33 protein-coding genes are annotated in these 21,207 nt (G+C 64.5%); all 33 read right to left on the bottom strand.

Annotated features, from left to right (window positions below; all coding sequences use genetic code 11):
- Positions 1-8: 8 nt before the first annotated feature.
- Entirely contained in the window at positions 9-236 is a 228-nt protein-coding gene (locus HS053_RS13590) for a hypothetical protein (protein ID WP_174211785.1), read from the bottom strand.
- Positions 233-625 carry a hypothetical protein gene (locus tag HS053_RS13585; protein ID WP_174211784.1) on the bottom strand — a complete coding sequence of 131 codons (393 nt, stop codon included), beginning with the start codon at positions 623-625 and terminating at the stop codon, positions 233-235. Before HS053_RS13585 ends, HS053_RS13590 begins: the two co-directional genes overlap by 4 nt.
- The gene (locus tag HS053_RS13580) at positions 622-2,883 is read right to left on the bottom strand and encodes a phage tail protein (RefSeq protein ID WP_174211783.1); all 2,262 of its coding nucleotides are present in this window, start codon (positions 2,881-2,883) and stop codon (positions 622-624) included. Before HS053_RS13580 ends, HS053_RS13585 begins: the two co-directional genes overlap by 4 nt.
- Before the next feature lies 1 nt (position 2,884).
- Complete coding sequence (locus HS053_RS13575; RefSeq protein ID WP_174211782.1) at positions 2,885-3,289, bottom strand: DUF6950 family protein; 405 nt, start codon at positions 3,287-3,289, stop codon at positions 2,885-2,887.
- Complete coding sequence (locus HS053_RS13570; protein WP_174211781.1) at positions 3,282-3,953, bottom strand: hypothetical protein; 672 nt, start codon at positions 3,951-3,953, stop codon at positions 3,282-3,284. Before HS053_RS13570 ends, HS053_RS13575 begins: the two co-directional genes overlap by 8 nt.
- A gap of 1 nt (position 3,954) precedes the next feature.
- Entirely contained in the window at positions 3,955-4,611 is a 657-nt protein-coding gene (locus HS053_RS13565; protein WP_174211780.1) for a hypothetical protein, read from the bottom strand.
- Complete coding sequence (locus tag HS053_RS13560) at positions 4,611-7,106, bottom strand: phage tail length tape measure family protein (RefSeq protein ID WP_174211779.1); 2,496 nt, start codon at positions 7,104-7,106, stop codon at positions 4,611-4,613. Before HS053_RS13560 ends, HS053_RS13565 begins: the two co-directional genes overlap by 1 nt.
- On the bottom strand, positions 7,107-7,355 hold the full coding sequence (locus tag HS053_RS13555) for a DUF1799 domain-containing protein (RefSeq protein ID WP_277817067.1): 249 nt from the start codon (positions 7,353-7,355) through the stop codon (positions 7,107-7,109).
- A gap of 92 nt (positions 7,356-7,447) precedes the next feature.
- Positions 7,448-7,759: a hypothetical protein gene (locus tag HS053_RS13550; protein ID WP_174211777.1), complete on the bottom strand. Its 312-nt coding sequence runs from the start codon at positions 7,757-7,759 to the stop codon at positions 7,448-7,450.
- Positions 7,760-7,784: 25 nt separating this feature from the next.
- Complete coding sequence (locus HS053_RS13545) at positions 7,785-8,717, bottom strand: phage tail tube protein (protein WP_174211776.1); 933 nt, start codon at positions 8,715-8,717, stop codon at positions 7,785-7,787.
- Position 8,718: 1 nt separating this feature from the next.
- Positions 8,719-8,859: a hypothetical protein gene (locus HS053_RS13540; protein ID WP_174211775.1), complete on the bottom strand. Its 141-nt coding sequence runs from the start codon at positions 8,857-8,859 to the stop codon at positions 8,719-8,721.
- Positions 8,856-9,296, bottom strand: coding sequence for a phage tail terminator protein (locus HS053_RS13535; protein ID WP_174211774.1), 441 nt, complete (start codon positions 9,294-9,296; stop codon positions 8,856-8,858). Before HS053_RS13535 ends, HS053_RS13540 begins: the two co-directional genes overlap by 4 nt.
- On the bottom strand, positions 9,296-9,727 hold the full coding sequence (locus HS053_RS13530) for a gp436 family protein (protein ID WP_174211773.1): 432 nt from the start codon (positions 9,725-9,727) through the stop codon (positions 9,296-9,298). Before HS053_RS13530 ends, HS053_RS13535 begins: the two co-directional genes overlap by 1 nt.
- Positions 9,728-9,892: 165 nt before the next feature.
- The gene (locus HS053_RS13525; protein ID WP_174211772.1) at positions 9,893-10,177 is read right to left on the bottom strand and encodes a hypothetical protein; all 285 of its coding nucleotides are present in this window, start codon (positions 10,175-10,177) and stop codon (positions 9,893-9,895) included.
- A 67-nt stretch (positions 10,178-10,244) separates the two neighbouring features.
- Positions 10,245-11,138, bottom strand: a complete 894-nt coding sequence (locus HS053_RS13520) for a Mu-like prophage major head subunit gpT family protein (protein ID WP_174211771.1) — start codon at positions 11,136-11,138, stop codon at positions 10,245-10,247.
- 12 nt (positions 11,139-11,150) lie between these two features.
- Positions 11,151-11,582, bottom strand: coding sequence for a hypothetical protein (locus HS053_RS13515; RefSeq protein ID WP_174211770.1), 432 nt, complete (start codon positions 11,580-11,582; stop codon positions 11,151-11,153).
- Complete coding sequence (locus tag HS053_RS13510) at positions 11,582-12,634, bottom strand: phage protease (RefSeq protein WP_174211769.1); 1,053 nt, start codon at positions 12,632-12,634, stop codon at positions 11,582-11,584. The genes HS053_RS13515 and HS053_RS13510 overlap by 1 nt, the downstream gene beginning before the upstream one ends.
- A gap of 104 nt (positions 12,635-12,738) precedes the next feature.
- A complete protein-coding gene (locus HS053_RS13505; RefSeq protein WP_174211768.1) occupies positions 12,739-13,215 on the bottom strand; it encodes a phage virion morphogenesis protein in 477 nt (158 codons plus the stop codon).
- Positions 13,216-13,275: 60 nt separating this feature from the next.
- A complete protein-coding gene (locus tag HS053_RS13500; protein ID WP_174211767.1) occupies positions 13,276-14,550 on the bottom strand; it encodes a phage minor head protein in 1,275 nt (424 codons plus the stop codon).
- Complete coding sequence (locus HS053_RS13495; protein WP_174211766.1) at positions 14,547-16,175, bottom strand: DUF935 domain-containing protein; 1,629 nt, start codon at positions 16,173-16,175, stop codon at positions 14,547-14,549. The genes HS053_RS13500 and HS053_RS13495 overlap by 4 nt, the downstream gene beginning before the upstream one ends.
- The gene (locus HS053_RS13490; protein WP_174211765.1) at positions 16,172-16,345 is read right to left on the bottom strand and encodes a hypothetical protein; all 174 of its coding nucleotides are present in this window, start codon (positions 16,343-16,345) and stop codon (positions 16,172-16,174) included. Before HS053_RS13490 ends, HS053_RS13495 begins: the two co-directional genes overlap by 4 nt.
- Positions 16,346-16,362: 17 nt before the next feature.
- Positions 16,363-16,902, bottom strand: coding sequence for a hypothetical protein (locus HS053_RS13485; protein WP_206677606.1), 540 nt, complete (start codon positions 16,900-16,902; stop codon positions 16,363-16,365).
- 37 nt (positions 16,903-16,939) lie between these two features.
- Positions 16,940-17,269 carry a regulatory protein GemA gene (locus tag HS053_RS13480; protein ID WP_174211764.1) on the bottom strand — a complete coding sequence of 110 codons (330 nt, stop codon included), beginning with the start codon at positions 17,267-17,269 and terminating at the stop codon, positions 16,940-16,942.
- Positions 17,270-17,334: 65 nt separating this feature from the next.
- Positions 17,335-17,583 (bottom strand): hypothetical protein, encoded by a 249-nt coding sequence (locus HS053_RS13475; protein ID WP_174211763.1) that lies wholly within the window; start codon positions 17,581-17,583, stop codon positions 17,335-17,337.
- A gap of 4 nt (positions 17,584-17,587) precedes the next feature.
- On the bottom strand, positions 17,588-18,022 hold the full coding sequence (locus HS053_RS13470; protein ID WP_174211762.1) for an ASCH domain-containing protein: 435 nt from the start codon (positions 18,020-18,022) through the stop codon (positions 17,588-17,590).
- Positions 18,019-18,237, bottom strand: coding sequence for a hypothetical protein (locus HS053_RS13465; RefSeq protein ID WP_174211761.1), 219 nt, complete (start codon positions 18,235-18,237; stop codon positions 18,019-18,021). Before HS053_RS13465 ends, HS053_RS13470 begins: the two co-directional genes overlap by 4 nt.
- Entirely contained in the window at positions 18,237-18,431 is a 195-nt protein-coding gene (locus HS053_RS13460) for a hypothetical protein (protein WP_174211760.1), read from the bottom strand. The genes HS053_RS13465 and HS053_RS13460 overlap by 1 nt, the downstream gene beginning before the upstream one ends.
- A 2-nt stretch (positions 18,432-18,433) precedes the next feature.
- Positions 18,434-19,084 carry a DUF3164 family protein gene (locus HS053_RS13455; protein WP_174211759.1) on the bottom strand — a complete coding sequence of 217 codons (651 nt, stop codon included), beginning with the start codon at positions 19,082-19,084 and terminating at the stop codon, positions 18,434-18,436.
- A complete protein-coding gene (locus HS053_RS13450) occupies positions 19,081-19,284 on the bottom strand; it encodes a hypothetical protein (protein ID WP_174211758.1) in 204 nt (67 codons plus the stop codon). The genes HS053_RS13455 and HS053_RS13450 overlap by 4 nt, the downstream gene beginning before the upstream one ends.
- Entirely contained in the window at positions 19,277-19,513 is a 237-nt protein-coding gene (locus HS053_RS13445; RefSeq protein WP_174211757.1) for a helix-turn-helix domain-containing protein, read from the bottom strand. Before HS053_RS13445 ends, HS053_RS13450 begins: the two co-directional genes overlap by 8 nt.
- Positions 19,510-19,884, bottom strand: coding sequence for a hypothetical protein (locus HS053_RS13440; protein ID WP_194245564.1), 375 nt, complete (start codon positions 19,882-19,884; stop codon positions 19,510-19,512). Before HS053_RS13440 ends, HS053_RS13445 begins: the two co-directional genes overlap by 4 nt.
- The gene (locus HS053_RS13435; RefSeq protein WP_174211756.1) at positions 19,881-20,435 is read right to left on the bottom strand and encodes a hypothetical protein; all 555 of its coding nucleotides are present in this window, start codon (positions 20,433-20,435) and stop codon (positions 19,881-19,883) included. The genes HS053_RS13440 and HS053_RS13435 overlap by 4 nt, the downstream gene beginning before the upstream one ends.
- Entirely contained in the window at positions 20,432-21,205 is a 774-nt protein-coding gene (locus HS053_RS13430; RefSeq protein ID WP_174211755.1) for an AAA family ATPase, read from the bottom strand. Before HS053_RS13430 ends, HS053_RS13435 begins: the two co-directional genes overlap by 4 nt.
- Between the last annotated feature and the right edge of the window lie 2 nt (positions 21,206-21,207).

Here is a 21,207-nt window from a genome sequence, read left to right as displayed (position 1 = left end):
TGCAGGTCTCAGCCATTGATCGGCTCCTTCGGATAGGGATGGCGGGCGCGGATCGCCGCGACCAGGGCGTCGTATTCGGATTGCGATGCCTCTCCCCGTTGGACCTTGAAGTAGAGCGGGTCAGCCTCGGCCGCGAAGGCGGCGCGGCGGGCTTCCCGGGCCAGCTCACGCGCGGCCTGCGCTTCGGCTTCGGCCAGACGGGCCATGCTGGCTGGATTGCGGCGGACCACGGTCATGCCGCCACCTCCAGACGAAAGCTGACGGGCAGCCAGGGCAGAGGCGGGTCGATCTCGACCGCGTAATGGCCGGGATCGGGCAGCGTCCAGATTGCGGGCTCTGGCACCGGGCCAGCGAAGAGCAGATCGTCGGTCAGCAGATCAATGATCCGGCATGTCGTGCCTGCCGGCGCCTCGGCCAGCGTCACCGTGGTCACGCCGGTCTGGTCCGTCTGCACGATCGGCCGGGGGCGAGCGACCCAGACACCATCGACCAGCATCATCCGCATCAGGGCCGTCACATCAGCCCCACGCGGCAGGGCGATGGCGCCTTCCGGCAGGTTGGGTGCCGATCCAAAGGCTGACGGAAGCCGGGGATCGTCCGCGCGCATCTGGGCAAAGCTGATCATTTGATGATGTCCGTGGCGATCATGGTGATGTTGGAAAGCGCGTTGGTCTGGGTATCGGAGCAGTCCGAGAGCAGGCGCTCCTCGACGTCCTCGTAATTGCCGACGACGGTTGCCGAGGAGGTGTACTGATCCCAGGCGGAGGAGGTGATGTCCCAGGTGTTGCGGTCGATCCATGCGGACCAGGTGCCAGCCTCCTTGGTCCTGCGCTGCAGTTTCAGCGTGACGGTGGCCAGCGCACCGCTGATCTTGCGAGCGCGGAAGGTCACGCCGCGCAGCCAGATGCTGGAGGCCCCGGTCGGCCCCCAGGAGAGGGTGCATTGAACCTGCGCACCGCCCGACATCGTCAGTGGCCCGACCACGCCTGCCTGCGGGTGGGTGCCGTTCACATCCACGCGCCCGAGCAGGATGTCGTCAGTCGTCACCGCCTCCCAATCGGTCCAGTCGGTGGCCCAGAGTGCGACCTGTCGTGCCCGCACTTCGTATTCGGTCGCGGCCAGAAGGCCATCCGAAATCACCGCTTCACCGGCCGAAACGTTCGTTGTGGCACCTTGCGACACGGCTGCGCCGCCGGCCAGCCGTACCTCCCATTCAAGGCCGGTGCAGCCATCCATTTCGTCGCCATCCCATGTGAGCAGGATTGCGGGGCGTCGATCGGCGGCTGTGTCATCGGCGATCCCATAGGGCGCCACAGCCCAGCCGGGGACGGTCTGTGCCGCAGGTTCAACGGGCGATGTCGATGCAGCCTCGAAGGGCCGTTCCATTCCCGTTGACCAGCTCTGGTCGGCAGGGTCGACCTCGCGCAGAGACAGGCGCTGCAGCAGGGTCTGCACATCATCGGCGACCTCGGCCACGTCGAAGAGCTTGGCCGCATAGCCCAGCCGGGCCGAGGTCCAGCTGATCGTGTCCAGCGGCTCCACTGTCGCGGCATCTGCGGGCAATGTCAGGGCATGGCGACGGAATCGCCGCTCGTCGGCGATATAGGCGGCCATGATCCGTTGCACCTGATTAGGGTACGGTACCGCATTGAGTTGCAATGCGGCCACCAGGCGGCGACCGCCATCTTCGGCTTCCCAGGTGCTGGAATACCGTGGCGGGGCTTCCTTCGGCTCCCAGAGTGCCTCTGGATCAGGATAGGTGGCCGCAATGCCGTTCTGCCGCTGGTCAAGCGTCGGGAACGGGTCCAACTCCTGCGGCTGTGTGATGACCACATCGTCATCAGTCATGAACCAGACTGGCAGCCCGGGGCCGCCGACGCGGATTTTCCACAGCCCGCCGCTTTCGGCCACTTGGCCCCCGGCGCCGCGCAACAATTCCTCGATCACCGCCGCAGGCTCCATGTCGACGGTCACTTCGAACCCGGCCCGGAAGGCTGGCTCGGTGCCGCCCGCCGACAGTGACACGGCGACATCGCAGCTGTTCATCGCCGAAAACCAGTTCGCCAACGGCAGGTCGGGCGCCGCCACGCGGCCACCCCAAATCCCGAGGCCCGGCACCTCGATGCCGCGCTTGATGTTGTAGACCATGACGGCCGGATTGCGGGTGAGTTCCCAGGTGGCCCGGTTGTTCCACCGATGGCTGCCCGATCCGCCCGCCGTGCTGTCCTTGCGCGGGTCATAGAGCGGGATGCCGGTCATCACGAAGCGGCACTGCGGAAAGCCCGAGAAGAGCTTGGTGTTGAAGCGGAAGGTCACGATGGCATAGCAAACGCCCGTGCCGATCATGTCGCTGGTCCAGGGCCGCTCCGGATAGCTGCCGTACTTTGCCAGCAGCATCGCATCCGCCACTGTCTGGGTGCCGTCGTGATACTTGACCCAGGCATAGCCCGCCAAGCGGCCGGTGGCCGGCGTGCCATAATCTGCATGGGCGGTGCCGGAGAAAGTGACGACCTCGCCGTCAATGATCATGCCTGCGAGTTGTTGACCCGCGATATCGCCCAGACTGATGACGTAGGTCAGATAGGCATTCGGGGTCTTGCCTGTGGACCCATGACTCATAGGCGGGCAGACCATGTCGCCGCCCGTCGCATAATCGCCCAGAATGAAGCTTGATGGCAGCGCTCCGCCGCTTTGGGTCACTTCGGTTGTAATGCCGGGATTGCGCGGGCGTGGCGCCAGCGCCGCCTGCAGTGCCGAAACTGCCACTGAGGCCAGGAGGCGCCCGGCGATCGTTGTGGTCAGAAATGTGCCAAGGGTCGTCGCGCTGAAGGCGGCTGCGACACCGGCACCATTCGCCAGAAGAGCTACGAATACTGCGCCCATCTCAGTCCACCCGAAAGGCGCGCGTGGCGGACAGCAGGGGCAGCAGGCCCAGACCGACAGGGGTCAGAACATAGACACCTTCGCCCTGAACCACGCCCAATGCAGGTCCGGCAGGTGAGTTGACAACTGCAAGGTCGCCCGGTGCAGCAAAGGCCACCGGAATCTCTGGCAAAAGCGACGCCGCGTAGGCGATCTGGTCGGTATAGCCCTGCTTGCGCAGCAGCCGCAGCCCGCCCCGCAGGGTCCGGTATCGGCCTCGCCAGCCATGCGCCGGATCACTGCCGGTCATTGCGGCCACGGCACCGGCAGCAAACAGGGCGCAATCGTTGAGCCCCGGTTCGAACGGGCGCTGTGCGAGCCCCGCCACGTAGTCCGTCAGACAAGCCTTCCAGTCGGCTTTACGCATGGCTTGGACCCTTCCATCCGCCGATCCCGTCTCGAGTTGCACTGCCGCCCGCCGTCCCCGCGGTCGCCCGCTTGGCTCCCCAAACCACGGCCACCTTCCCCGTGACGTCCTGATATCGACGGAACCGATCACCTCCGCGTAGCTGCTGGACAGCATCCGATTTGGTCAGTGTCAGGCCCCGGGTCAGATCGCGGGCGCTCGAAGCCAGTTGAACATCCGCCACCGCTTCGCCGCCCACCTCGGCGGTTGGCAGCGGCAACTGGTCGATCTGCCCTTTCCAAGCCAGCTTCGGCTCGTCGATCAAGTCGCCTGTTTCGGGGTCGTAGAGCGCGCGGTGTATCTCCACAGGCGCCAGCGAGACATCATAGCCAAGGGCCAGTTGCTGGACCTCGGCCGAGAAGCTGGCCAGTTGCAGGCGCTGCATTCGGACCTGTACGCCGGTCGTCATCACGATCGGCTCGATCCCGATGAAAGGGCCTGCCCCATGATAGAGGCGTGTCACCCCGCCGATTACGAATTCGCGATCCTCTTCGCCGGTCCATAGCCCCATCGTCTGCGGCAAGCCCGTGCTACGATCACGGGCAGTAACCCAGACCAGGGCGCGGATCATAAGTCCGCCACGCTTCTGCAGATAGGTCAGTTCTGGTGCGGACCAGTCGCGCATATCAGCCTCCCAGACTTTGAATGAACTGGAACGTGATCCCCTCGGTAATCACCGAACGGCTCTGGCCTTTGCTGGTTTGCCCCGGCACCAGCCGGGCACGGCAGGCTGCTTTCACCAAGGTCACGGTCGCACCAACCGTGGCACCAGGGCGCAGCATGGGCGTGATCTCGAACGCCGGCGTCACACCCGAGCCGTTCGCGGTTGCCGAGCCCACCAGCCTATGCAGCGCCCGCCGCGCCGGGCTGCCATAGTCGAAGGCCAGATAGTCGCCGCGCGACAGTTGATAGCCCACGGGCAGGCCTGACAGGGACAATTCGCGGGCGGACGGCACTGAGGCGATCAGCGGCACGGCTGCCCCCAGAATGGTACCTGACGTGTCGAGCAATGGGCCCGGTCGGCGCGTATCGTAGGCATAGAATGTCCGCCCGGCAGGACGTAAAACATCCAACAGCACGTCTGGCGAAGCAGCCTCGCTCCGGGTGAGGCGGCCAAGTGCGACCGTTCCGGTCCAGAGCATCGGCCCGACATCGGCGTCGAGGATTTCGCCGCCAGCCGTCCGGTTCACGACTACCTGTTCTGGCGTGTCAAAGCTGATCTGGGAGATCGGGAGCAGGCCGAAGAAGTTGGCAATGGAAAGAGGGAAGCTCAGGACAGCCATCAGCCTACCTCCCGCGACTTGCCCGAGAAGCCCCTCAGCCGCGATGGCAGTACCTGTCGATCATAGGCCTGGATCGCTTTGGCCGCGCCATTGTAGGCCATCTCCGCGATTTCGGCGTTGCCGCGCGCGCCGCTGACATTGACCTGCAGCACGATCGGGCCGGACCCGATATCCCCGGTCGATCCGCCGCTTGAACGGCCAGAAGTCCGCCAGCCACTGCCGACCGGCCCGCCCGACGCAAGCCCCTGGCCGGAATTGATGCGTTCGAGCACCGGGCGGTATTGCGCAGTGGCAGCGGCGTTGACGACATATTCACCCGCCGACAGCCAGGTAGGGATGCGGTCTTCCCGCGGCCCGCCCGGCCCTGTGATCAGCCCGGACCAGTCGCGCGCCCTAGCCTCACGGAAGCCGGTCAGGGCGCGGGCAGGGCTGCGGCGTGCATCCGACGCGATCCGCTGGCCACCTGATGCCATTGCCGCAACCTCGCCGCCTGCGGCCCTGCGCGGCAGAAGCAGGGAGAGGATCGAGCCGGAGGTGCCCAACAGACCTGCAAGCGGGCCAGTGCCCAGCATGAACGCCTGCGCTGCCGCCGACAGCAGCGCGCGCGCGAGGTTCTTTACCACATCAATCGCAGACTCGCCGCGGACGATCAGGGCGTCGAGCGCGTCGGCGGCAGATGACGAAAGGAAGTCGGCCGCTGATCGGACTGCTTCAAGCTGCTGTTCCGCCCGGATCAGTTGTTCGACCTCGAGGCGCTCTTTCGCGCTCGCGCCGGCCAGCTGCTCACGGTATTTCAACATCTCCTTCTTGACCGGATCGGTCTCTCGGAGGACGTCCTGTTCTTCGCGCAGCCGCTTGATCAGCTCGGCCACAGCGTTGCTTTCGGCTTTAGCCGCCCCTGCTCCGGCGGAAGTACCACCCACCGCCTTGGGAGTATTGCGTTCTTCCAGCGCCTTTTGGGACGGCGTCTGAACCGGGCTGCGCGAGCCATAGGCTTTCAGCGCCTGACCGCCAGGTGAAAACTCGATCTTCATCTGGTCGAGCTGCTGATTTGCAGCAACCTCTGCAGATACCCTGGCAAACCAACCTGCCGCCTCGCGCAGCAGACCGGAAAGCCGTGATGCGGGGCCGAGCGCCGCTTCGATCGCCGCAGCGATCCGGGCCTGCGCCAGCCCGTTTGCGGCATCCCAGGCTGCCAGAAGCTCGAGCTTCAAGGCGTCAGAGGCACCGCTGGCGTCAACCAGCGCCGCATGCACCTGCCGTTCTGCCTCCAGCCGCGCGAGGGCAGCGGCCGCGGAATCCCGACCGTATTGCGCATCGACGGCCCGGATCGCCGCCTGCTGCTGCAGGATCGCAAGCTCTTCCTGAGCCGCGCGGTCCGCCCCCTGATCCTTTTCACCACGCGCCACCGCACGACCGAGACGGGCGATCAGGTCCTTGTCCATTCCGGAGGCAGCAGCGTCCGCCTTGACGCCCAGCAGACCCATCTGGAACACAAGTTCGGTCAGCCCGTTGTAAAGCTGCCGCTGCGCGCCGTTCATCCGGTCATAGCCGCCGAGGGTCGATTCCATCTGGGCCTTGAGGTCCAGCGCCGCCCGCAGGCGGATCGACTCATCGGCGGTGCTGCGCAGCACATTCAGGTTGCCGGCAAAAACCGCTGCGGCGTCCCTGTTCTGTTGGTAGAAATTGCTCAGGCCAAGGAAGTCCTGGGCCACCGACTCCGTCGAGCGGTCATCGGCACTCCAGAAGGACCGTCCCAGAACTTCATCCCGCATCGCGCCAGCTGATGCGCGGAGTTTTTCGAAGGCATCGACCTTTGCGATGTTGGCTAGATCGATCAGCGCCTGGCGCATTTCCGGGGTCGCAGCCCCGAACTCCTTGCGCATTTCGGTCGCCGACATCGAGGCCCGCTTGTTGGCCTTGTCGAGCGCGTCGATCGCAGATTGCAGATCAGTGATCCGCTTTTCAAGCGTCACGACTTCTTCGCTGCTGCCCGAAAGCCACTGGATCGCGGCGGCACCGAAGCCGATCACCCCCAGCGTCACAAGGTTGATCGGGCTCAGCATGGTCAGGAAAGCCCCGCCAAGCGCCCGCGCAGCGCCCGCAGCGCCCATGGGCCCGATCACCTGGGTGATCTGCGTGCCTTGCTGGATGGCCAGTTGCAGCGGGTTCTGCCCCGCCGCCATCATCACGCCGATGTCGTTGAAGTTGGCCACCAGGTTGCCAAGAGATGCTTGTGCGCTTCTGTTAGACTTCTCCATCGCGGCCGACGCTTGAGCGGCCTTAATCTTGGATCGCGCAAGAGCATCAATCTGGCCCGCCGCGCCGGCTGCCTTGTCGCCCAAGCCGTCGACGGCGCCTCCAGCGGCTTTCGCACCCGTGGCCAACACCTGCGACTGCGCTCCGGATTTCCCAAGCTCGCTCTGCAGTGCCCGCAGTTCCGCCTTCGCCTGCTGGGCGTCCATTTTCAGCAGAAGGGAGAACAGCAGGCTCATTTAACGACCGTTCAACGCCGCAGTTGCGGCTGCTTCAATTATCTGGACATCCGCCCATTCGGCGGGTGTCAGCGTGATTCCGGCGAGAGAGAGTCCTGCCTGGACGGCCGTGTAGTCGAGGCCCTGCCACGAGACTCCCCCCTCAGTACTGACGATCCGCCACTGCCCCGATACGGCGAGGAAGGCGCCCAGCGTGGGCATGTGCTCGGGCCAAAGCCCCTCGTCTTCGTCGTCCGGCGTTTCGAACAGCGCCGTGTCGAGACCCCAGGCGGCGCAGTCCTCGGCGGTTTCGTTGGCGCCTTTCTGCAGGGCGCCGGATGCCCAGGCCCGCCCCGCCCAGATCAGTTTCCCGTCTTGGCGCCCGATACTCCGGCCGAGTAGGCCTGCAACAGCCCGAGCTGCATGAATTCCAGTGCGAGCACCCGCGCCGCCACGGCTTCGGTCCAGTGCAATTCCTTGCCTTCATCATCGACGAGATCGGAGATCGACAGCACCGCCCGCGCGACAAATTCGGGTGTCGGCAGTTCCCAGTCCTCTTTCGGCAGGATGCGAAACCGCACGCGGCAGGTCTGGTCGACGGCGCCTTCGTCGGTCGGCACCGAAATCGTGGCGGTCGTGGCAAAGGTAGGGTTCTTGGCAATCTTCAGCGTCATCGGGGCTTCTCCGGATGGGGCGGGGTCAGGTCAGGACCAGCGTCCACTGGTCATTGCCAGCGGACGGCAGCGGAGTAATCGAGATCGGCCATTCGGTGCGGCGCTGGTATTCCTGCAGCGCGCCGGGGCGCTTCACCTGGCCGGTCGGCACCGTAAGGGTAGCGATGGCGCCGGCCGCGGTGCCGTGTGCCACCACGACCGCAACTGTGCCCTGGGCGGCCGCAACTGCGAACGGGTTCCAGGTGCCCAGCGGTTGGCTCTCGACGCTGACATCAAGACTTTCGGCGCGGTCCGAAATGATGATCTCGTCGGCGTTGAACAGGAAGCGGCGCTCGAGCTGGTTGCCGAGGTCCAGCGCGAAATCGCGCGCCACCATTGCCGCACCTCCGATGGTGAAGGTCGGGGTGTTGGTCTTGGACGCGATGATCGGCTTCTGGAATGCGGTCAGGGTGGGAACCGCATCGGTTTGTGCGGACGGCGCTTCCCAGAGCGAATGGAACTCGAACTCGATATAGGGAATGCCCTGCGGCGAAAGCCGGAACTTGGCTGTGCCTCGGCTGCCGCGCAGCCGGTAGCGGCTGCCGTCATTGTGCAGGTAGATCGTCGCTGATTCCGGGGCGTTGGTGATCGGATTGAAGGTGACCGAGGTGCCGGCCGAGATTGTCTGGGCGACAGAGCAGGCCCGCAGCAAGGGGCCCCATGCCGGGGCAGTGCCGGCAGTGCCGGACGGAGCCAACTCCACATCGAAGCTGATCTTCTGATAGAGTTCAGCCGGAATCGTCGGCTGCGCCGAAAACCAGGCGAAATCGAGTTCGCGGCTGGTGTCGCTTCCTTCCATCGCCGACAGCCTGATGTTCTTAGCGAGGATCGCATTTGCACCCCCGGTCGGAACCGAGTCTGTGCCATAGACCGTCTCGATCTTGGCCAGGAGCACCTTCTTATGCCAGAATTGAGCCATATCAGGCTTCCTTCGTCATGGCCGCAGGCGAAGACGCCGCAGGCGGGTTTTCCGGCACCAGAGCGCCGGATTTGTCGCGGACGAAGCTGCCACCGGAGGCGGGCAACGGCGCTGCGGGGGCGGGAGTGGGAAGTTTGGTCACGGGAACCTCAGCTGATCTTTTGCGGAAAATTCGAGGGCATAGGCCACCTGGCCCGGTCTCAGATCGGCAAGCTGGGCGCGGGCCAGCCGAAAATCACCGGCCACCTCCGATCCCGCGGGCGTCCAGCCGCATAGCGCGGCGATCACGGCAAACTGGACGGTTCCTACATCAGCAAGGGTGCGGGCGCCGGTGCGATCCGCGGCGGCGTTGAAGACCAGATAGACCCCGAAGGTCACCTCGATCTCCTGAACGTAAGACCCTGAGAACGACTGGACCTCCAACCCGCGCAGACCAAGCGGCACCACGAAAGCGCGAGGACGGGCATGAACCTGCGGCCCGGCGCCGAGCACGGCAGCCAGTTCGGCCGCACCATCGACCGACTGCAAATCAGCCACCTGCTCGCGGAGCCGCTCGATGATGGACAGTGCAGCAATCATCAGATGAAGCCCTTCATGCTGGCCTCGGTGAACGGGCGCTCGCGATCCACCGCTAGCACCCCATCCGAGCCGCTGCCCGCAGGCTCGATCCCTGCAGCATCAGGAAGCCGGATCGTACCGCGCGCGATGTCGCGCAGCTGGGCCATCGCGGCGTCGTAGTCGGCTTTCACCTTGCCCTCTGGCGTGCTGACATGCAGGTTCCAGAGGGTCAGAACCTGCGACAGACCGGCGATCAGTGGCGGGATGGCAGCCAGCGGCAGCACATAGCGCCCCGCCAGATACCCATCGATCACCGCATCGGCATCGGCGACCGCCCGGTCAAGTACGGCAGTATCCACGGCCCCTGTCGGAACCGGCCCGCGGTCGGTCAGCATGACCAGAAGTTGCTCGCCATAACGGGCTGCCAGCAGGGAGAGGGTGCAGTAGGGCATCGGGGAACCTTGAATTGCGGTGACCGTCTCTCCGGTCTGTCTCGTCCATCATCAGACGTTGCAGGCGCCTCGCGCGGGACGCCTCGCCTACTCGGACCACCTGCGGCGGGGGTCTCATCTGCCCGTTGTTCCGCAGGCCCGCGATCGGTCCTTTCGCTCGGGTATTCAGTAGGGCGGGGCCGTGACCTGAACGAGAAGTTCGGGGTCGGACTGCAGCGCCAGCAGCTGCGCCTCGGTCAGATCATCCAGCGGGATGGTCACGGGCTCGGCGCCAAAATGGCGGCCTGCGCGCCAACGGCCCACCGCCGGGCCCTTGACCACAACGCTCGGCGGCGGCGCGACCTTCTCCGGGGCCGTCTTCGATACCTTTGCCGTCTTGGCCTTGCTCTGGGTCTCGGCCGCGGCCTGCGTCGGTTCGGTGGTTTCCGTTTGCGGTTGCTGATCGTTCATCTCGGGCTCCTTCAGTTTGCTGATGGGGGCGGGCCTGCCGCCCCCACTGTCAAACCGACCGCCCGGATCAGGTCAGCCAGGGCACAACCAGCAGCTCGGCAGTCCCCTTCCACTCGTTGGTCTCGCCGCCCGAGGCGTTTTCCGAGTTCAGCAGCTTGCGACCAGCGCTTTCAAGCGACGGCGGAACCACCAGGAGGTTCGGAATCAGACCCAGGGGGCCGCCGCCATCCGCCTTCATGCCCATGATCCCGGTGCGCGCGACGGCATAATTCGTGGCGTTCAGAGTCTGCTTCGACCCCCATGCCAGTTGGGGCAGGCCGTAGCCGACATTGCAGCGGGTATCGACGCCGTAGGTGAATTCGTTGCGCTCGAACACGTTGTCATCGGTCTCACGATCCTTGGCGGTGAAGACCGGCGCCTTGCGTTCCTGATAGATGATCGGCTTCAGCGGCCGGTTGGTGCACATCAGGAACCAGGGCGTGCCGCCGCCACCATCGGTGTTGGCATAGGTGGACATCGTGCCATCGGCCAACATGATCGGGTGATCGGTGTCGAAGAAATACTGACCATCCCAGCAGTTGGTCGCAAAGCCAGCCTTCAGCAGACCCCAGACCAGCTCTTCGGGCAGACGCGCGGCGCCATCGCCCATGAGGGTGAAGCCCTCGGAGTACATGCCCAGATTGTCGTCTTCGATGAAGTTCCGGTTGACGGAAACCGTCTTCTCGAAGTGCTTGTTCAACAGCGTGTAGGAGGCTTCCGAAAGGTTGTCGATCTGACGCGCGCCGATCCATTCGCGCAGGCCCGTCAGTCCCTTCAGCCAGCCATAGGTGTTCATGGCAGTGGTGGAGCGGATCGTCTTGGCGACGCGATCCTTCATCTTCGGCACTGCATCGAAGGCGTTCTGGTACTCGGTGTTGAAGCCGACACGCAGCGCCTGCAGAGTTGCGGAGTTCACTTGCATGGATGGGGTTCCTTAGGAAAGCATGGCGCGGGTGAGGGCTTCGTCAAAGCGGACCCAGACGCCCAGGGCGTCGACGTCCACAACGACACCGGCCGGCGAGCGGGTGGCCGAACCGCTGGTCTTGGCCACCGTCTGATCATCGACGATGTAGCAAACGGTGCCGATGTCGGCGGTGGCGATCAGGTCACCCGAGGCCGAGTTGGCATAGCGGAAGATGCCCTCGCGAAAGGTCTGGTTGGTGACCCCGGCGGTCGTACTGGCCCCGGCGGTCTCCGCGCGACCGACACCAAAAGAGCCGGTGGCGGTGGCCCCCTTGATGATATGGCCAGAGACGTTGCGCATCAGCAGCGCCCCGGCGAAGATGGTCTGGCTGGCGCCAAGAAGCCCGGCGCGGTCGCCCGACGCCATCTGCACGGTTGAACGGTTTTCGGTGAGCGCGGCCATCAGCGGGCCTCCTTCTTGGCATCCGCCTGCAGAGCGGCGAGGAACTTGTCACGAGGAATGCCCAACTGGTCAGCGACCTGCGTTTGCTCGACATTCAGTGAGGTGATTTCGGCACCCGTGGCGGGCGGCTGCGCAAAGATCTGGCCACTCGTGCCAAAGGCCGGCAGCGCGCCAATCTCCTTTTCAACGCGGGCCGGGTCTTCGCAGTGCATCGCGATGTAATGATCGCGCAGCACTTTCACGCCGACGCGGCCTTGCGCGATGGCGCCATCGACAAAGGTGGTCGCCCTGGCCTTGGCGCCTTCGGTTTGCAGCGCAGTCAGCTGTCCGGTCACCTTCGTCAACTCGGATTGCAGCGCGGTAATGGCGCTGTCGCCGGTCTTGGCTGCCTTCGCGGCGGCGAGTACCTGCGCGGGATCGCCTCCATCGACACCCAGGGCAACACCGATCTCGACCAGGGCCGACTGCATCGCCGTATCGGCGGGCTTCTTCAACTTGCCGATGGCGGCGATGATCGCCTCCTCGGTCGCGTCGTCACCGAGGCCCGTTGCCTTGGCAATGGCTGCGAGGTTCATGTCACTCTCCGTGTTCAGGGCGACGAGCCCCTTCAGGTTGGGTTTGTTGGTCAGCGAGGCGCGGAGCACCCGCGTGATGGTCATGTCGGCGAGGTGATTGAAGACAGGCGAGATCCCGCGATAGGCGCGATCAGCCAGCAATGCCTGACCCGCCTTGGTCCATTCCACCCGGCCCCATAGCCCATCAGCGCGGGACTGCAGTTCCTTGATCCAGCCGCGGGCGGGGGCGCCAAGGCCGTTCGCCAGCGCCGTGTCGGTCGCGTGATTCTCGTCCACAGGCATGCCGCGTTCGGATTGCATCGATGCGGCAATGACGGCCTCGATGTCGGCGATCCGGTAGGGACCGCGGTTGTCATAGGTCTGAATTTCACCTTGCGCCGCAGGCAGCAGATGCACCCATTCGGGCGCACCTTCGCTTTCGGGAAGGTCCATGGCCGCTGCCAGGGCGACGAGGGGGAGGGATGCGCGCTTGCTCATGGCGCGACTATCGCGCACTGGCTTTTGCGAATTAATCCGCAAGACCTTGTGGGGGCGTCAATCGGAGCCGCGCAACATCAGCCTGCACGGACGCTGCCTTTCGGTCAAGGCGCAGTGAGCGCCCCCGACATCCATGCCGCAATCGCCTCCAGTATGCCATCCCGGTCTTCGGCGGATATGCCGAGGAAAGGTCGGGCAGGGATGGTGCCCCAGGGGATAGGGCTACCGTTTGCCATCGTTCCGAAGGCCCCTTTGGCTGCGCCGAATTGCATCGTGGCCGCCTGAATGCGGTTAGACCCGACTTCAACCTGATCCCTTCCCGCTTCGCTGAATATCTGCGACGAAAGAGAACGGGTCTCGCCAAAGAGCGGTCGCGGGTCTTTTTTCCTTGCCAGCGTAGATGCTGAGTTGGGCGCCCAGACAGTTCCGTCAGCCGCCCGACCATTCAGAAACCGCTGCTTGGTCGATTCCGTAAGCAGCTCACCGATATCTTGCATCAGCGGAGTTGCATCTTCCATTTCCGCATAGGCGCGCATGAGCGCAGCGGTGACGGCCTGATCCTTGAGTTCGACGGTGAACATTGATACCTTTCCAAGGCTGGCAGGATGCATCTACCCGCTGTGTTACGGGCACAGAGACGCTCAGGGCGACAAGGGAGGGGGCCTGCCAGTTGCAGCCTTGACCCACATCGTCAAGAGCGACAGGCGCCGACGCTTCTTTCGCAGTTCGAACAGAACAGTCACAGCCTCGCCGCCAATATCGCGCCGCCAACTGATGAGATGGATGTTGTTGTTCAGGCCGACATAGCTGATGCCAGCGGGATCGGCGACATTCAGGGTCAGAGGCACGCTCGCAAAGTCGGCTGCGGTGATCGCCCGTTGCCCTCGCAGTTCTTCGGACTGCGAATTTCCATGCTGATTGAAGGCATGCCGCACGCCGGTTGCGTCCAGCGCGAAATCAAAGCCAGTCACCGTCTCGCCAGTCAGACTGAAGATGCGCTCCGCATCGGCCGAGGTCAGCTGTCCCAAGGTGATCATCTGGACGGCGTCATCGATCGACCCAGTCTTCGGGACCGCATCGACAAATCGCTGGACCGCATCTGCCGTAGATGGCGCTGCCCTATAGGCGCGAGCGAAGTCATCGCGGATGCCGATCGGCACAGACTCCATATAGGCTTTCGCAATACCATAGGGCCAGCGAGCTGGCGCTGCGGCGAGCCCGGAGACCTCCTGCATGACGCTGGAACCCGGTCCATAGGCCCAGCCCTTGTCGATGCCAACAGGGGCACCGGTCTTCGGGTCGTGCCGTTCCCAGCCTTGAGGCAGGACCTTGCCCGGCTTTCCACCCAGGCGGCGGGAGGCATCCAGCGACCGGGCACCGTTGATGTAGCAGCTGCAGCCCCAGCCGTTCGGCGGGGCATGTGTTGCCCAGAATGCATGATCTGCCTCGAGGACCAGACCATCCCAGGCGAGGTGCTGCGGGCGTGGTTCGAGACTGCCGCCATGGCGATAGACCAGGTATGGATATCCCGCCTCTCGCAGCTGCGCCCAGCGGCCGGCTGCATAGCTTGTGGCGAGGTTGGTCTTGTAGATCACCCTCGTCCGCCATGCCTCGCCTTTTTCTGTCCCCTGACCCGCCGTTGAAATCTGCCAACCCTTGGCCGCGACGATTGCGCGGAAGTCCCGGCGAAAGTCTTCAATGGTTCCGCCCTGAACAATGGCCCGGTCCACCGCCGCCGCAAGATCGGCAAGAATGTCCGCGCGCATCGCACCTGCAACCATGAACGCCCGATCGTGTTGCGCTTGCCAGACATCCTGCCAGTCGCGCGTCGGCTGCAGCTGGTTTAGCCGAAGCCGCCAGGCGGCTACCTGGAAGCGAAACGGCTGGCGGAAGGTAGCAAGGACAGCAGGCTTCACGTCGCTTCATCCTCGACAGCCACCCGCCCTCCGAGGTTGGCTGCCATGAGCCCCTGTGCGATCACTTCGGTCAGATCGCCGACGTCGAGGGCGGGGAAGCCCTCGACCAGCATTTGCCTCAACTCTTCCAGGCTGCCCGCGGCGCCGACCATCGCCTCGATCCGGGTCAGCAGCGCTTCGGTCGGGCCAAGAGCGTCTTCTGACATGCGATCGGTCAAAAGCTCCTCCGGCCCGGACGTCGATTTGCGGGCCGCCAGCGCGTCTTCGGACTGCAGGGCGGCACCGATGCCCGCCAAGGCGCCGACCCGTTTAATATCGCCGGGTTTGCGTTTAATCTCCGAAGATGGCGGCGGCTGGTCGGCTTCCTTGGCAACAGCGACCGCCGGACGGAGCAATTTGGCGCCAGCTTTGGCTTCAGGCAGTCCGAACCGCGAAAGGATTTCCTGCTGCTCGACCTCCAGACCCCGATCGATAAGTGGCCCCAAGGCATCAGCCAGCGCCTTGAGGTCCTCCTGTTCTTCCTCTTCAATCTTCAGGCGCGGAAATGCAGATTGTGGACCGTGTTCCAGCTGCACCCAAACCCGGATCAAATCGCGGTTCAGCACCGCCGCGAGCGCACGCGCATCAGCCTTCTTGATGTCCGAACGGACATCTCCGTGCTCCTTGCCTGAACCAAGCCCGCCAGTCACGGCATCTGTGGTCGCCGTCTGGCCAAGCACCGCTTTGGACACTTGCTGATCCAGCCAGTCTGCACGCTCCTTGTACATTGCATGACCGGCCCCGACGTTGCCACTCTCGATGAACTCGATCATCATGCTTTCAGGGATGATCGCCGCCATGTCACCGGCAATATTGGCGACGGCCCGGAACAAGGTCTGCTTGTCCTCCGCGCTTGCCCCGGGTCCGAACTTGCCGACGCGGACAGGCTGGCCATAGGTCTGGCTGAAGATTGCCCAGTCACGCTGGGTATACATCTTGAAGAGATAGGCCCACATCGCAGCCCGGGCCAGGCCCGAGCGGATCGGCAGCCCCGACTTCGCCTGAAGGCGGGCGAATATCCAGCGACCGGGATCGAGCGGTTTCTCGACGCCCTGGTCATCCAGCAGAAGAGGCGTTGCAAGGTCCCGGCGGTCAAAGCGAAACCAGCGCGGGTCCTGGCGATCAAGGCGCGGCAGGTACTGGCCGGACGAATGCTCATAGGTGACCGAGGTCAGGCTGTAGCCCTTGCCGATGGCATCCAGAATGTCGAACAGCTCCTCTTGCAATTCATCACGGTCCAGCCAATCGCGGACCATCTTTGCATGGGCCTCATGCTCCGCCGACTCGGACGCGGCCTCGACGGTGACCTTGATCTGACTGACCGCGCGGCGACGGGTGCCGAGAACGCCGAGGTAGTGCAGATCGCGCTCCTCGATCGTCTCGGCCAGTTCCAGATAGCGCAGCGGGTCACCCATGTCGGCCTCGCGCAGGATGTTGGCCAGCCGCGCTGGCGTCAGGCCATCGCCTGGATAGCCGGTGATCGGGCTGCGGACCCCGCCAAGCGTGGCTCCGCCAACCGGCTGCGAGACCGTCATGCGGTTGATTGGGCGGCCATAGGCGTCGAGGAGCTGGGGTGTGCGGCTCATGGGATCATCCGTTCAGGCTGCAGGCGACGGCGGGTGACGATGTACGGCATGTCGTCGTATTCGGTGTCGCGAAGCTGTGTCTTCATTTCTTCGAAATGGCGGAGCCAGACGAGGCGTCCATTGTCCATTCGCGTCGGCAGGATCGCAAAACGTGGGCGCCAGCGGTTCATCGCCAACTTCCGCCGCATCAGAAGATCCTCCGCAGCGCATGCGTCAGCGAATCGTAGCGCTCATAGGAATCGTCATCGTCGGCACCGATGGGACCATCCGGCAGGACGGCGGCGCCGGTCGCGACATAGCTGTATTCGGTCCAGCGCATGCGGCTGGCCCAATAGGCCAGAGCCAGAGCGATCGCATAGTCGCCATGGCGCTTCTTGCCCGTCTCGCCCTCGCGCACCGGCGGCACCCGCGGGATGCCCCGGATCACCTTGACCATGCGCAAATCGCCGACATGCTCGACGTCACGGATCAGGGCGAGGCTGTTGTCTTCGAAAGCGGCCTTCAGGGGCGGCATTTCCAGCCGATACCACTCTTCGGTAAACTTCAGCGCCATGACGACGCCCGCGCCTTGCGGGTCTTCGCGCAGGCCGTATTTGCGACCCATGTCTTCGGCCACGGTCCAGCCCATGCCGGTGGCGTCAAAGGCCGCGCCGACGATCCGCCCGCGCAGATGCGCCATGACGGCATCGACCACCATCTTCTGCTCTTTGCCGGGAACATTGCGCATTTCGATCGAAAGGCATTCGCGTCGTTTAAGGGCCTGTTCAATCGCCAGCAAAGACAGCGTTGAAAGGTCGGATAGTCGCGCCGGGCAGCTCGACGGCTCCGGCCTTAACGAGCTTGCCCCAAAGCACATGGCACATCCGCACATCGGCGCGCGAGGCCGGATTGCGCCAGCCTTTCTTGCCGCGCGATGCCGGGACCGCACGAAAGCCGCGGGCCTTGAGCGCAGACAGCACCGCCTCATGCTCCGCCGGGGTCATTTCCGTCAGGCTCGCCTTGCCGGTGGTCACCACCTGCAGATCGCGGCGGGTGTCTTCGTCCAGTCCGAGTTGGCGGCAGGCGACGTGGATGGTTTTCAGGAGGGCGGTCATTCTGCGGCCACCAGAGAGAGGATCGGGTCGGAAATCTTGCCACTCATGGCGGTCTCCTTCTGGGGTCAAAGCATCGGGCGTTTGCCGGTGATCAGCAGTTCGATGGCGGTGGTCGCCTGCCGGGCGAGGTCATTGAGGCTGACGGAAAAGCTGGGCCCGGCGCGATCAGCGAAGGCGAAGTGCATTTCGTATTCGGTCACGGTCACATCGAAGGGCAGGCCATTCACGTTGCCCTCAGTCGTCGCCAGACATTGGCCGCGGGGGTCGCGGTCGATCTCGCGCAGCGCGACCGAAAGGTTGGCTCTGATCGCCACAGCGTCACTCCCCAATGCCGGTGGCAGGGTGGCGCTGCCGGGCCTTCTCGGTGCTGGGGGTGGCCCATTCGATCAGGTAGCCACTGAAGGTGCTGCCCGGTCGCTGGCCGTTCTGCGCGCGCCAGAAGGCGGCCATGTCCGAAGCGCCGACAAAACCATCGCGGACGGCAAAGGCATCGAGGTCACGCACCGGGACGCCGTCGGTCTCGATCCGGTCGATCTCGCCCTCGGCATCGAAGCTGATACAAACCTGCATCACATCGGTGCAACGGACATCGTCGCAGATCCTCCGGCAATGCTGGGTCCGCATCCCGACGAAGAGCTGGATCAGCTCGCCAGGCCGCGCATGGCGCAACCGGCCTGCCCGAATGGTTTGGGTCTTCCAGCCCTCGCGGACGGCCAGCTCAAAGCGCCGGTTGAAGCTGTAGGCGACCATCATCCCGCCTCCCCATCCCTGATCGAAAATGAAAAATGACCAATGATGGCTTCGGACAGATCGTCGACGATCTCGCCACAAGCATTGTCGTCGTTCGAGGCTTCGAGCCGGTCCGCAAAAGCTCGGAGAGTAGCAGCCAACTCCCTGCTCGCATCGGCGCGTGTCGCGCCGAACTCCCAGGCGCCGCCCCTGAGGGTGATATCCAGCCGGACGAGCATTATGCTCTCCCTGCGGGCTTGCCGGTGATAGCGCGCTCTGCGGAGATCGCCGCGTTGAACCTACAGATGCCGAGGCAGTTCTGGAGCGTGGCGATCACCTCATCATAGCTTGCGCCCTCGCTCAGGGCTTTCGACAGGAGGTGCCCGATGCTGACGCCAAGGGCATACTGGACGGAGGAGGGGTTGTCGGACATGATCACGCCTTTGCCAGATCGATGGTGATTGCCTGCCAGGCGGCATCGGCGGCCGGGCGCCGGTAGAACCGGACGTAGGACTTTGATCCGACCACGCGCATGGCATCGCGGATCGCCTGCATGGCGTTCTTCCAGCGCTCGTCGGCGATATCGAGACGCAGCAGGCTGTAGAGCGCTGCGCGGTTGATCTGGCCTTCCTTGTCGGTGTTAAAGGCCCGCTGAATGACCGCCTGCAGCTCGGCCCCGGCAGAGGCCGTCCAGTCGGTCAGGCACTCGTCCACCAGCGACTTGGCGATCTGCAGCTCGGGGCCGAACACCACGTTGTCAGCAACCTGCACCGTGACCTTGAACAGGCCGTCATAGGTCATCAGGGTCTTGTTGCCCTTCTTGCCACCGACGCGAGCGCCATAACGCTCCGCAACCAGCTGCTCGTAGGCGGTCAGGTTCTCCACGAAATGGCCGAGGAAGCGCGACAGCTGCTCCGACAGCGCGACCGCATGGCCGATCTCCTGCCGGACGAGATCATCCTCAAGCAGGTGCTGGGGCTTGACGGCCGAGACGGGGATCAGGCCGCCGTCGCCGTCAACGATGCGTTCGACACCGTCGATGGTGACACGGCCGGTCGGGATAGTGGCCGGGGGATAGGAGGTCATTCGGTTTCCCTCTTGATGTTTTCGGGTTTCAGGAGGCCGGGCGGCAGCGCGCCGGCCGCGATGATGACGGCCGCCATGGCCGCTACCTCCTCACAGGTCACCAGCGTGGTGCCGCGATGGCCGAGCAGGTCCACCTTCAGGACGCCCCGCGCGGCGAGGCGGCGCATCTCATCCATGGTCCAGCGGGCGGGATCAGGCATCTGCATCCCCGAACAGCAGCCAATCCGCGCTGCAGCGCAGGCCATTGGCGAGGTTGGCGAGGGCGAACGCGCCGGGCAGGCTCTTGCCGTAGAGGTAGGTTTCAAGGCTCGGCACCGACATATCGCATTCGCGCGCAGCGCGGGCGACGGTCAGCCCGTAACGCTCGATCTGGATGCGGATACGGCGGCCAACTGCGCCCGCCGTGGGCGCGGGTCTCTGAAGGTTCATTCCTGGCCTTCCTTCTGATTGCGGGAGCAGTTGCTGCAGGCGCGCTGCATCCGCGCGCGGTGCGAATTGGTGATTACGGACTCGCGCGCCCGCTGGCGGTGATCCTGGCAAATCTGGATCGGCAAAAGGCCAAGCGCCGGGCACTCGACCGTCCCGTTCATGAGGACGCCACGCACCCGCTCCTCGATCTGCGTGGTCTTGGCCGGATAGATGGCCCGCAGGATCTGACTGACGACCGCACCGGAGCGGTCCAGCTGGCGCGCGACAGCGGCCTGGCTGCTGCGGCCACAGGCCAGCGCCAGCGCCTCGACCCAATCGGGCAAATCCTTGCCATAGGCAGCCCGGGCGATGTCGATGGGGGTCTGGATCATTTCCGATCCTCCAGAACCAACAGGGCATCGGTGTTCTGATCCCAGATCGCCCGGACGCGGCGGATCACCGGGGCTTTCGGCCCGGTCAAATTGGCCAGCTGATAGAGGGCCTCGCGCCCCATCGCCGGGGCGGCGCGGCGCTTGACGCGGAGGTAGCCGACCTTAAGCAACGCCTGACAATATGCGGCGGCTTCGGCAGAGCTGACCGTCAAGTGATCGGTTGTTGCATGGCAGGAGAGGTCGGTCGGCGTGAATGCCTGCCCCCCCTTCTTGCGCATCGAATCCCAAAGGTTCTGTTCGGCGCTCCGAGGGCCGGGCAATCGCACGAAGTCAGTGTCTACGCGGTAAACCGTCTGGTCGGATCGGGCATCGCCCAGCGGATGCACAGCCCCTTCAGCGAGCCAGTTGTGGATCATCTTGCGGGCAGTTTGGGCACCGATACCCACATCGGCGGCCAGATCGGCGGTGCGGAACACCCGCAGCCGCAGGGCCGCAGCCCAGCAGTCATCGGCAACCTGTGCCTGAACAGACATGCGCTGGCGCGGGCTCATGCTGCCGCTCCGCGCCGCAACGGGCGGTTCGAGGCCACATATCGCGGGGCGGGGGCCTCGCCGGTATGCAGCGGCTGTCCGCCAAGAGCATCCCCGTCCAGCCGCGACAGGCCCCGCACCATCGCATATTCCGCGACACCGGCCAGGTTGGTGGCGACGTTACGGATCGACCCGCGGCTGGCGCGCAGGATTTGGGCTTTGAGTTCGGCGGAAAGATCGAGGCCCTTGGCATAGATGCGCGCCAGATGGTCAACATCGCGCGCCGTGGCCTCGGCCATGCCGACAAATCCCAAAATGCGGGATGATACCCGCTCCCAGCGCTGCAGCTTCTGCGGCAGCATCTCCTCACCGAGCAGGATGACCGGCACCTGCGTCATGTCATGCAGGCGCCTGATCAGCTCGATGCTGCGGTCATTCAGGACCTGGTCGGCCTCATCGATCAGCACCGTCCGCGGCGACTTCAACAAGTGGCTGACGGCCTGCATGAACAGTTTTTCGGTGGTGGGCTGCGGCTTCAGACCCATCTCGATCACAAGCATGTTCATCAGGCTCTTGGTGCCGCCGACCGGCAGCGCCTCGATGTGGCAGGCGTTATAGGCATTCACCGCATGGATCGCTGCCGTGGTCTTGCCCAACCCTGAGCGGCCATACAGACATCCCATGCCGGGCAGTCCATCGTGGCGATCCTGGCAGCGCATAATCAGCGCCGAGAGGCGGCTGACATTGTCCAGGGGGGCGACCCCATAGACCGGCTCCTCAAACTGTGTCATTG

The sequence above is a fragment of the Tabrizicola fusiformis genome (assembly GCF_013328815.1).
GTDB lineage: Bacteria > Pseudomonadota > Alphaproteobacteria > Rhodobacterales > Rhodobacteraceae > Fuscibacter.
The sequence above is the reverse complement of the archived record's forward strand: the minus strand, read 5'-3'. Positions and strand labels throughout refer to the sequence as shown.

Bases quoted from the DNA above. Each gene is read 5' to 3' on its own strand.
- HS053_RS13430 (WP_174211755.1), bottom strand. From the start codon at position 21,205: ATGACACAGTTTGAGGAGCCGGTCTATGGGGTCGCCCCCCTGGACAAT.
- HS053_RS13560 (WP_174211779.1), bottom strand. From the start codon at position 7,106: ATGAGCCTGCTGTTCTCCCTTCTGCTGAAAATGGACGCCCAGCAGGCG.
- HS053_RS13510 (WP_174211769.1), bottom strand. From the start codon at position 12,634: ATGAGCAAGCGCGCATCCCTCCCCCTCGTCGCCCTGGCAGCGGCCATG.
- HS053_RS13570 (WP_174211781.1), bottom strand. From the start codon at position 3,953: ATGCGCGACTGGTCCGCACCAGAACTGACCTATCTGCAGAAGCGTGGC.
- HS053_RS13455 (WP_174211759.1), bottom strand. From the start codon at position 19,084: ATGACCTCCTATCCCCCGGCCACTATCCCGACCGGCCGTGTCACCATC.
- HS053_RS13485 (WP_206677606.1), bottom strand. From the start codon at position 16,902: ATGCGCAATGTTCCCGGCAAAGAGCAGAAGATGGTGGTCGATGCCGTC.
- HS053_RS13495 (WP_174211766.1), bottom strand. From the start codon at position 16,175: ATGAGCCGCACACCCCAGCTCCTCGACGCCTATGGCCGCCCAATCAAC.
- HS053_RS13535 (WP_174211774.1), bottom strand. From the start codon at position 9,296: ATGATTGCTGCACTGTCCATCATCGAGCGGCTCCGCGAGCAGGTGGCT.
- HS053_RS13520 (WP_174211771.1), bottom strand. From the start codon at position 11,138: ATGCAAGTGAACTCCGCAACTCTGCAGGCGCTGCGTGTCGGCTTCAAC.
- HS053_RS13480 (WP_174211764.1), bottom strand. From the start codon at position 17,269: ATGACCGCCCTCCTGAAAACCATCCACGTCGCCTGCCGCCAACTCGGA.
- HS053_RS13590 (WP_174211785.1), bottom strand. From the start codon at position 236: ATGACCGTGGTCCGCCGCAATCCAGCCAGCATGGCCCGTCTGGCCGAA.
- HS053_RS13505 (WP_174211768.1), bottom strand. From the start codon at position 13,215: ATGTTCACCGTCGAACTCAAGGATCAGGCCGTCACCGCTGCGCTCATG.
- HS053_RS13515 (WP_174211770.1), bottom strand. From the start codon at position 11,582: ATGGCCGCGCTCACCGAAAACCGTTCAACCGTGCAGATGGCGTCGGGC.
- HS053_RS13575 (WP_174211782.1), bottom strand. From the start codon at position 3,289: ATGCGTAAAGCCGACTGGAAGGCTTGTCTGACGGACTACGTGGCGGGG.
- HS053_RS13585 (WP_174211784.1), bottom strand. From the start codon at position 625: ATGATCAGCTTTGCCCAGATGCGCGCGGACGATCCCCGGCTTCCGTCA.
- HS053_RS13580 (WP_174211783.1), bottom strand. From the start codon at position 2,883: ATGGGCGCAGTATTCGTAGCTCTTCTGGCGAATGGTGCCGGTGTCGCA.
- HS053_RS13545 (WP_174211776.1), bottom strand. From the start codon at position 8,717: ATGGCTCAATTCTGGCATAAGAAGGTGCTCCTGGCCAAGATCGAGACG.
- HS053_RS13445 (WP_174211757.1), bottom strand. From the start codon at position 19,513: ATGAACCTTCAGAGACCCGCGCCCACGGCGGGCGCAGTTGGCCGCCGT.
- HS053_RS13435 (WP_174211756.1), bottom strand. From the start codon at position 20,435: ATGAGCCCGCGCCAGCGCATGTCTGTTCAGGCACAGGTTGCCGATGAC.
- HS053_RS13470 (WP_174211762.1), bottom strand. From the start codon at position 18,022: ATGATGGTCGCCTACAGCTTCAACCGGCGCTTTGAGCTGGCCGTCCGC.
- HS053_RS13530 (WP_174211773.1), bottom strand. From the start codon at position 9,727: ATGCCCTACTGCACCCTCTCCCTGCTGGCAGCCCGTTATGGCGAGCAA.
- HS053_RS13460 (WP_174211760.1), bottom strand. From the start codon at position 18,431: ATGTCCGACAACCCCTCCTCCGTCCAGTATGCCCTTGGCGTCAGCATC.
- HS053_RS13525 (WP_174211772.1), bottom strand. From the start codon at position 10,177: ATGAACGATCAGCAACCGCAAACGGAAACCACCGAACCGACGCAGGCC.
- HS053_RS13565 (WP_174211780.1), bottom strand. From the start codon at position 4,611: ATGGCTGTCCTGAGCTTCCCTCTTTCCATTGCCAACTTCTTCGGCCTG.
- HS053_RS13490 (WP_174211765.1), bottom strand. From the start codon at position 16,345: ATGAACCGCTGGCGCCCACGTTTTGCGATCCTGCCGACGCGAATGGAC.
- HS053_RS13440 (WP_194245564.1), bottom strand. From the start codon at position 19,884: ATGATCCAGACCCCCATCGACATCGCCCGGGCTGCCTATGGCAAGGAT.
- HS053_RS13465 (WP_174211761.1), bottom strand. From the start codon at position 18,237: ATGCTCGTCCGGCTGGATATCACCCTCAGGGGCGGCGCCTGGGAGTTC.
- HS053_RS13450 (WP_174211758.1), bottom strand. From the start codon at position 19,284: ATGCCTGATCCCGCCCGCTGGACCATGGATGAGATGCGCCGCCTCGCC.
- HS053_RS13550 (WP_174211777.1), bottom strand. From the start codon at position 7,759: ATGACGCTGAAGATTGCCAAGAACCCTACCTTTGCCACGACCGCCACG.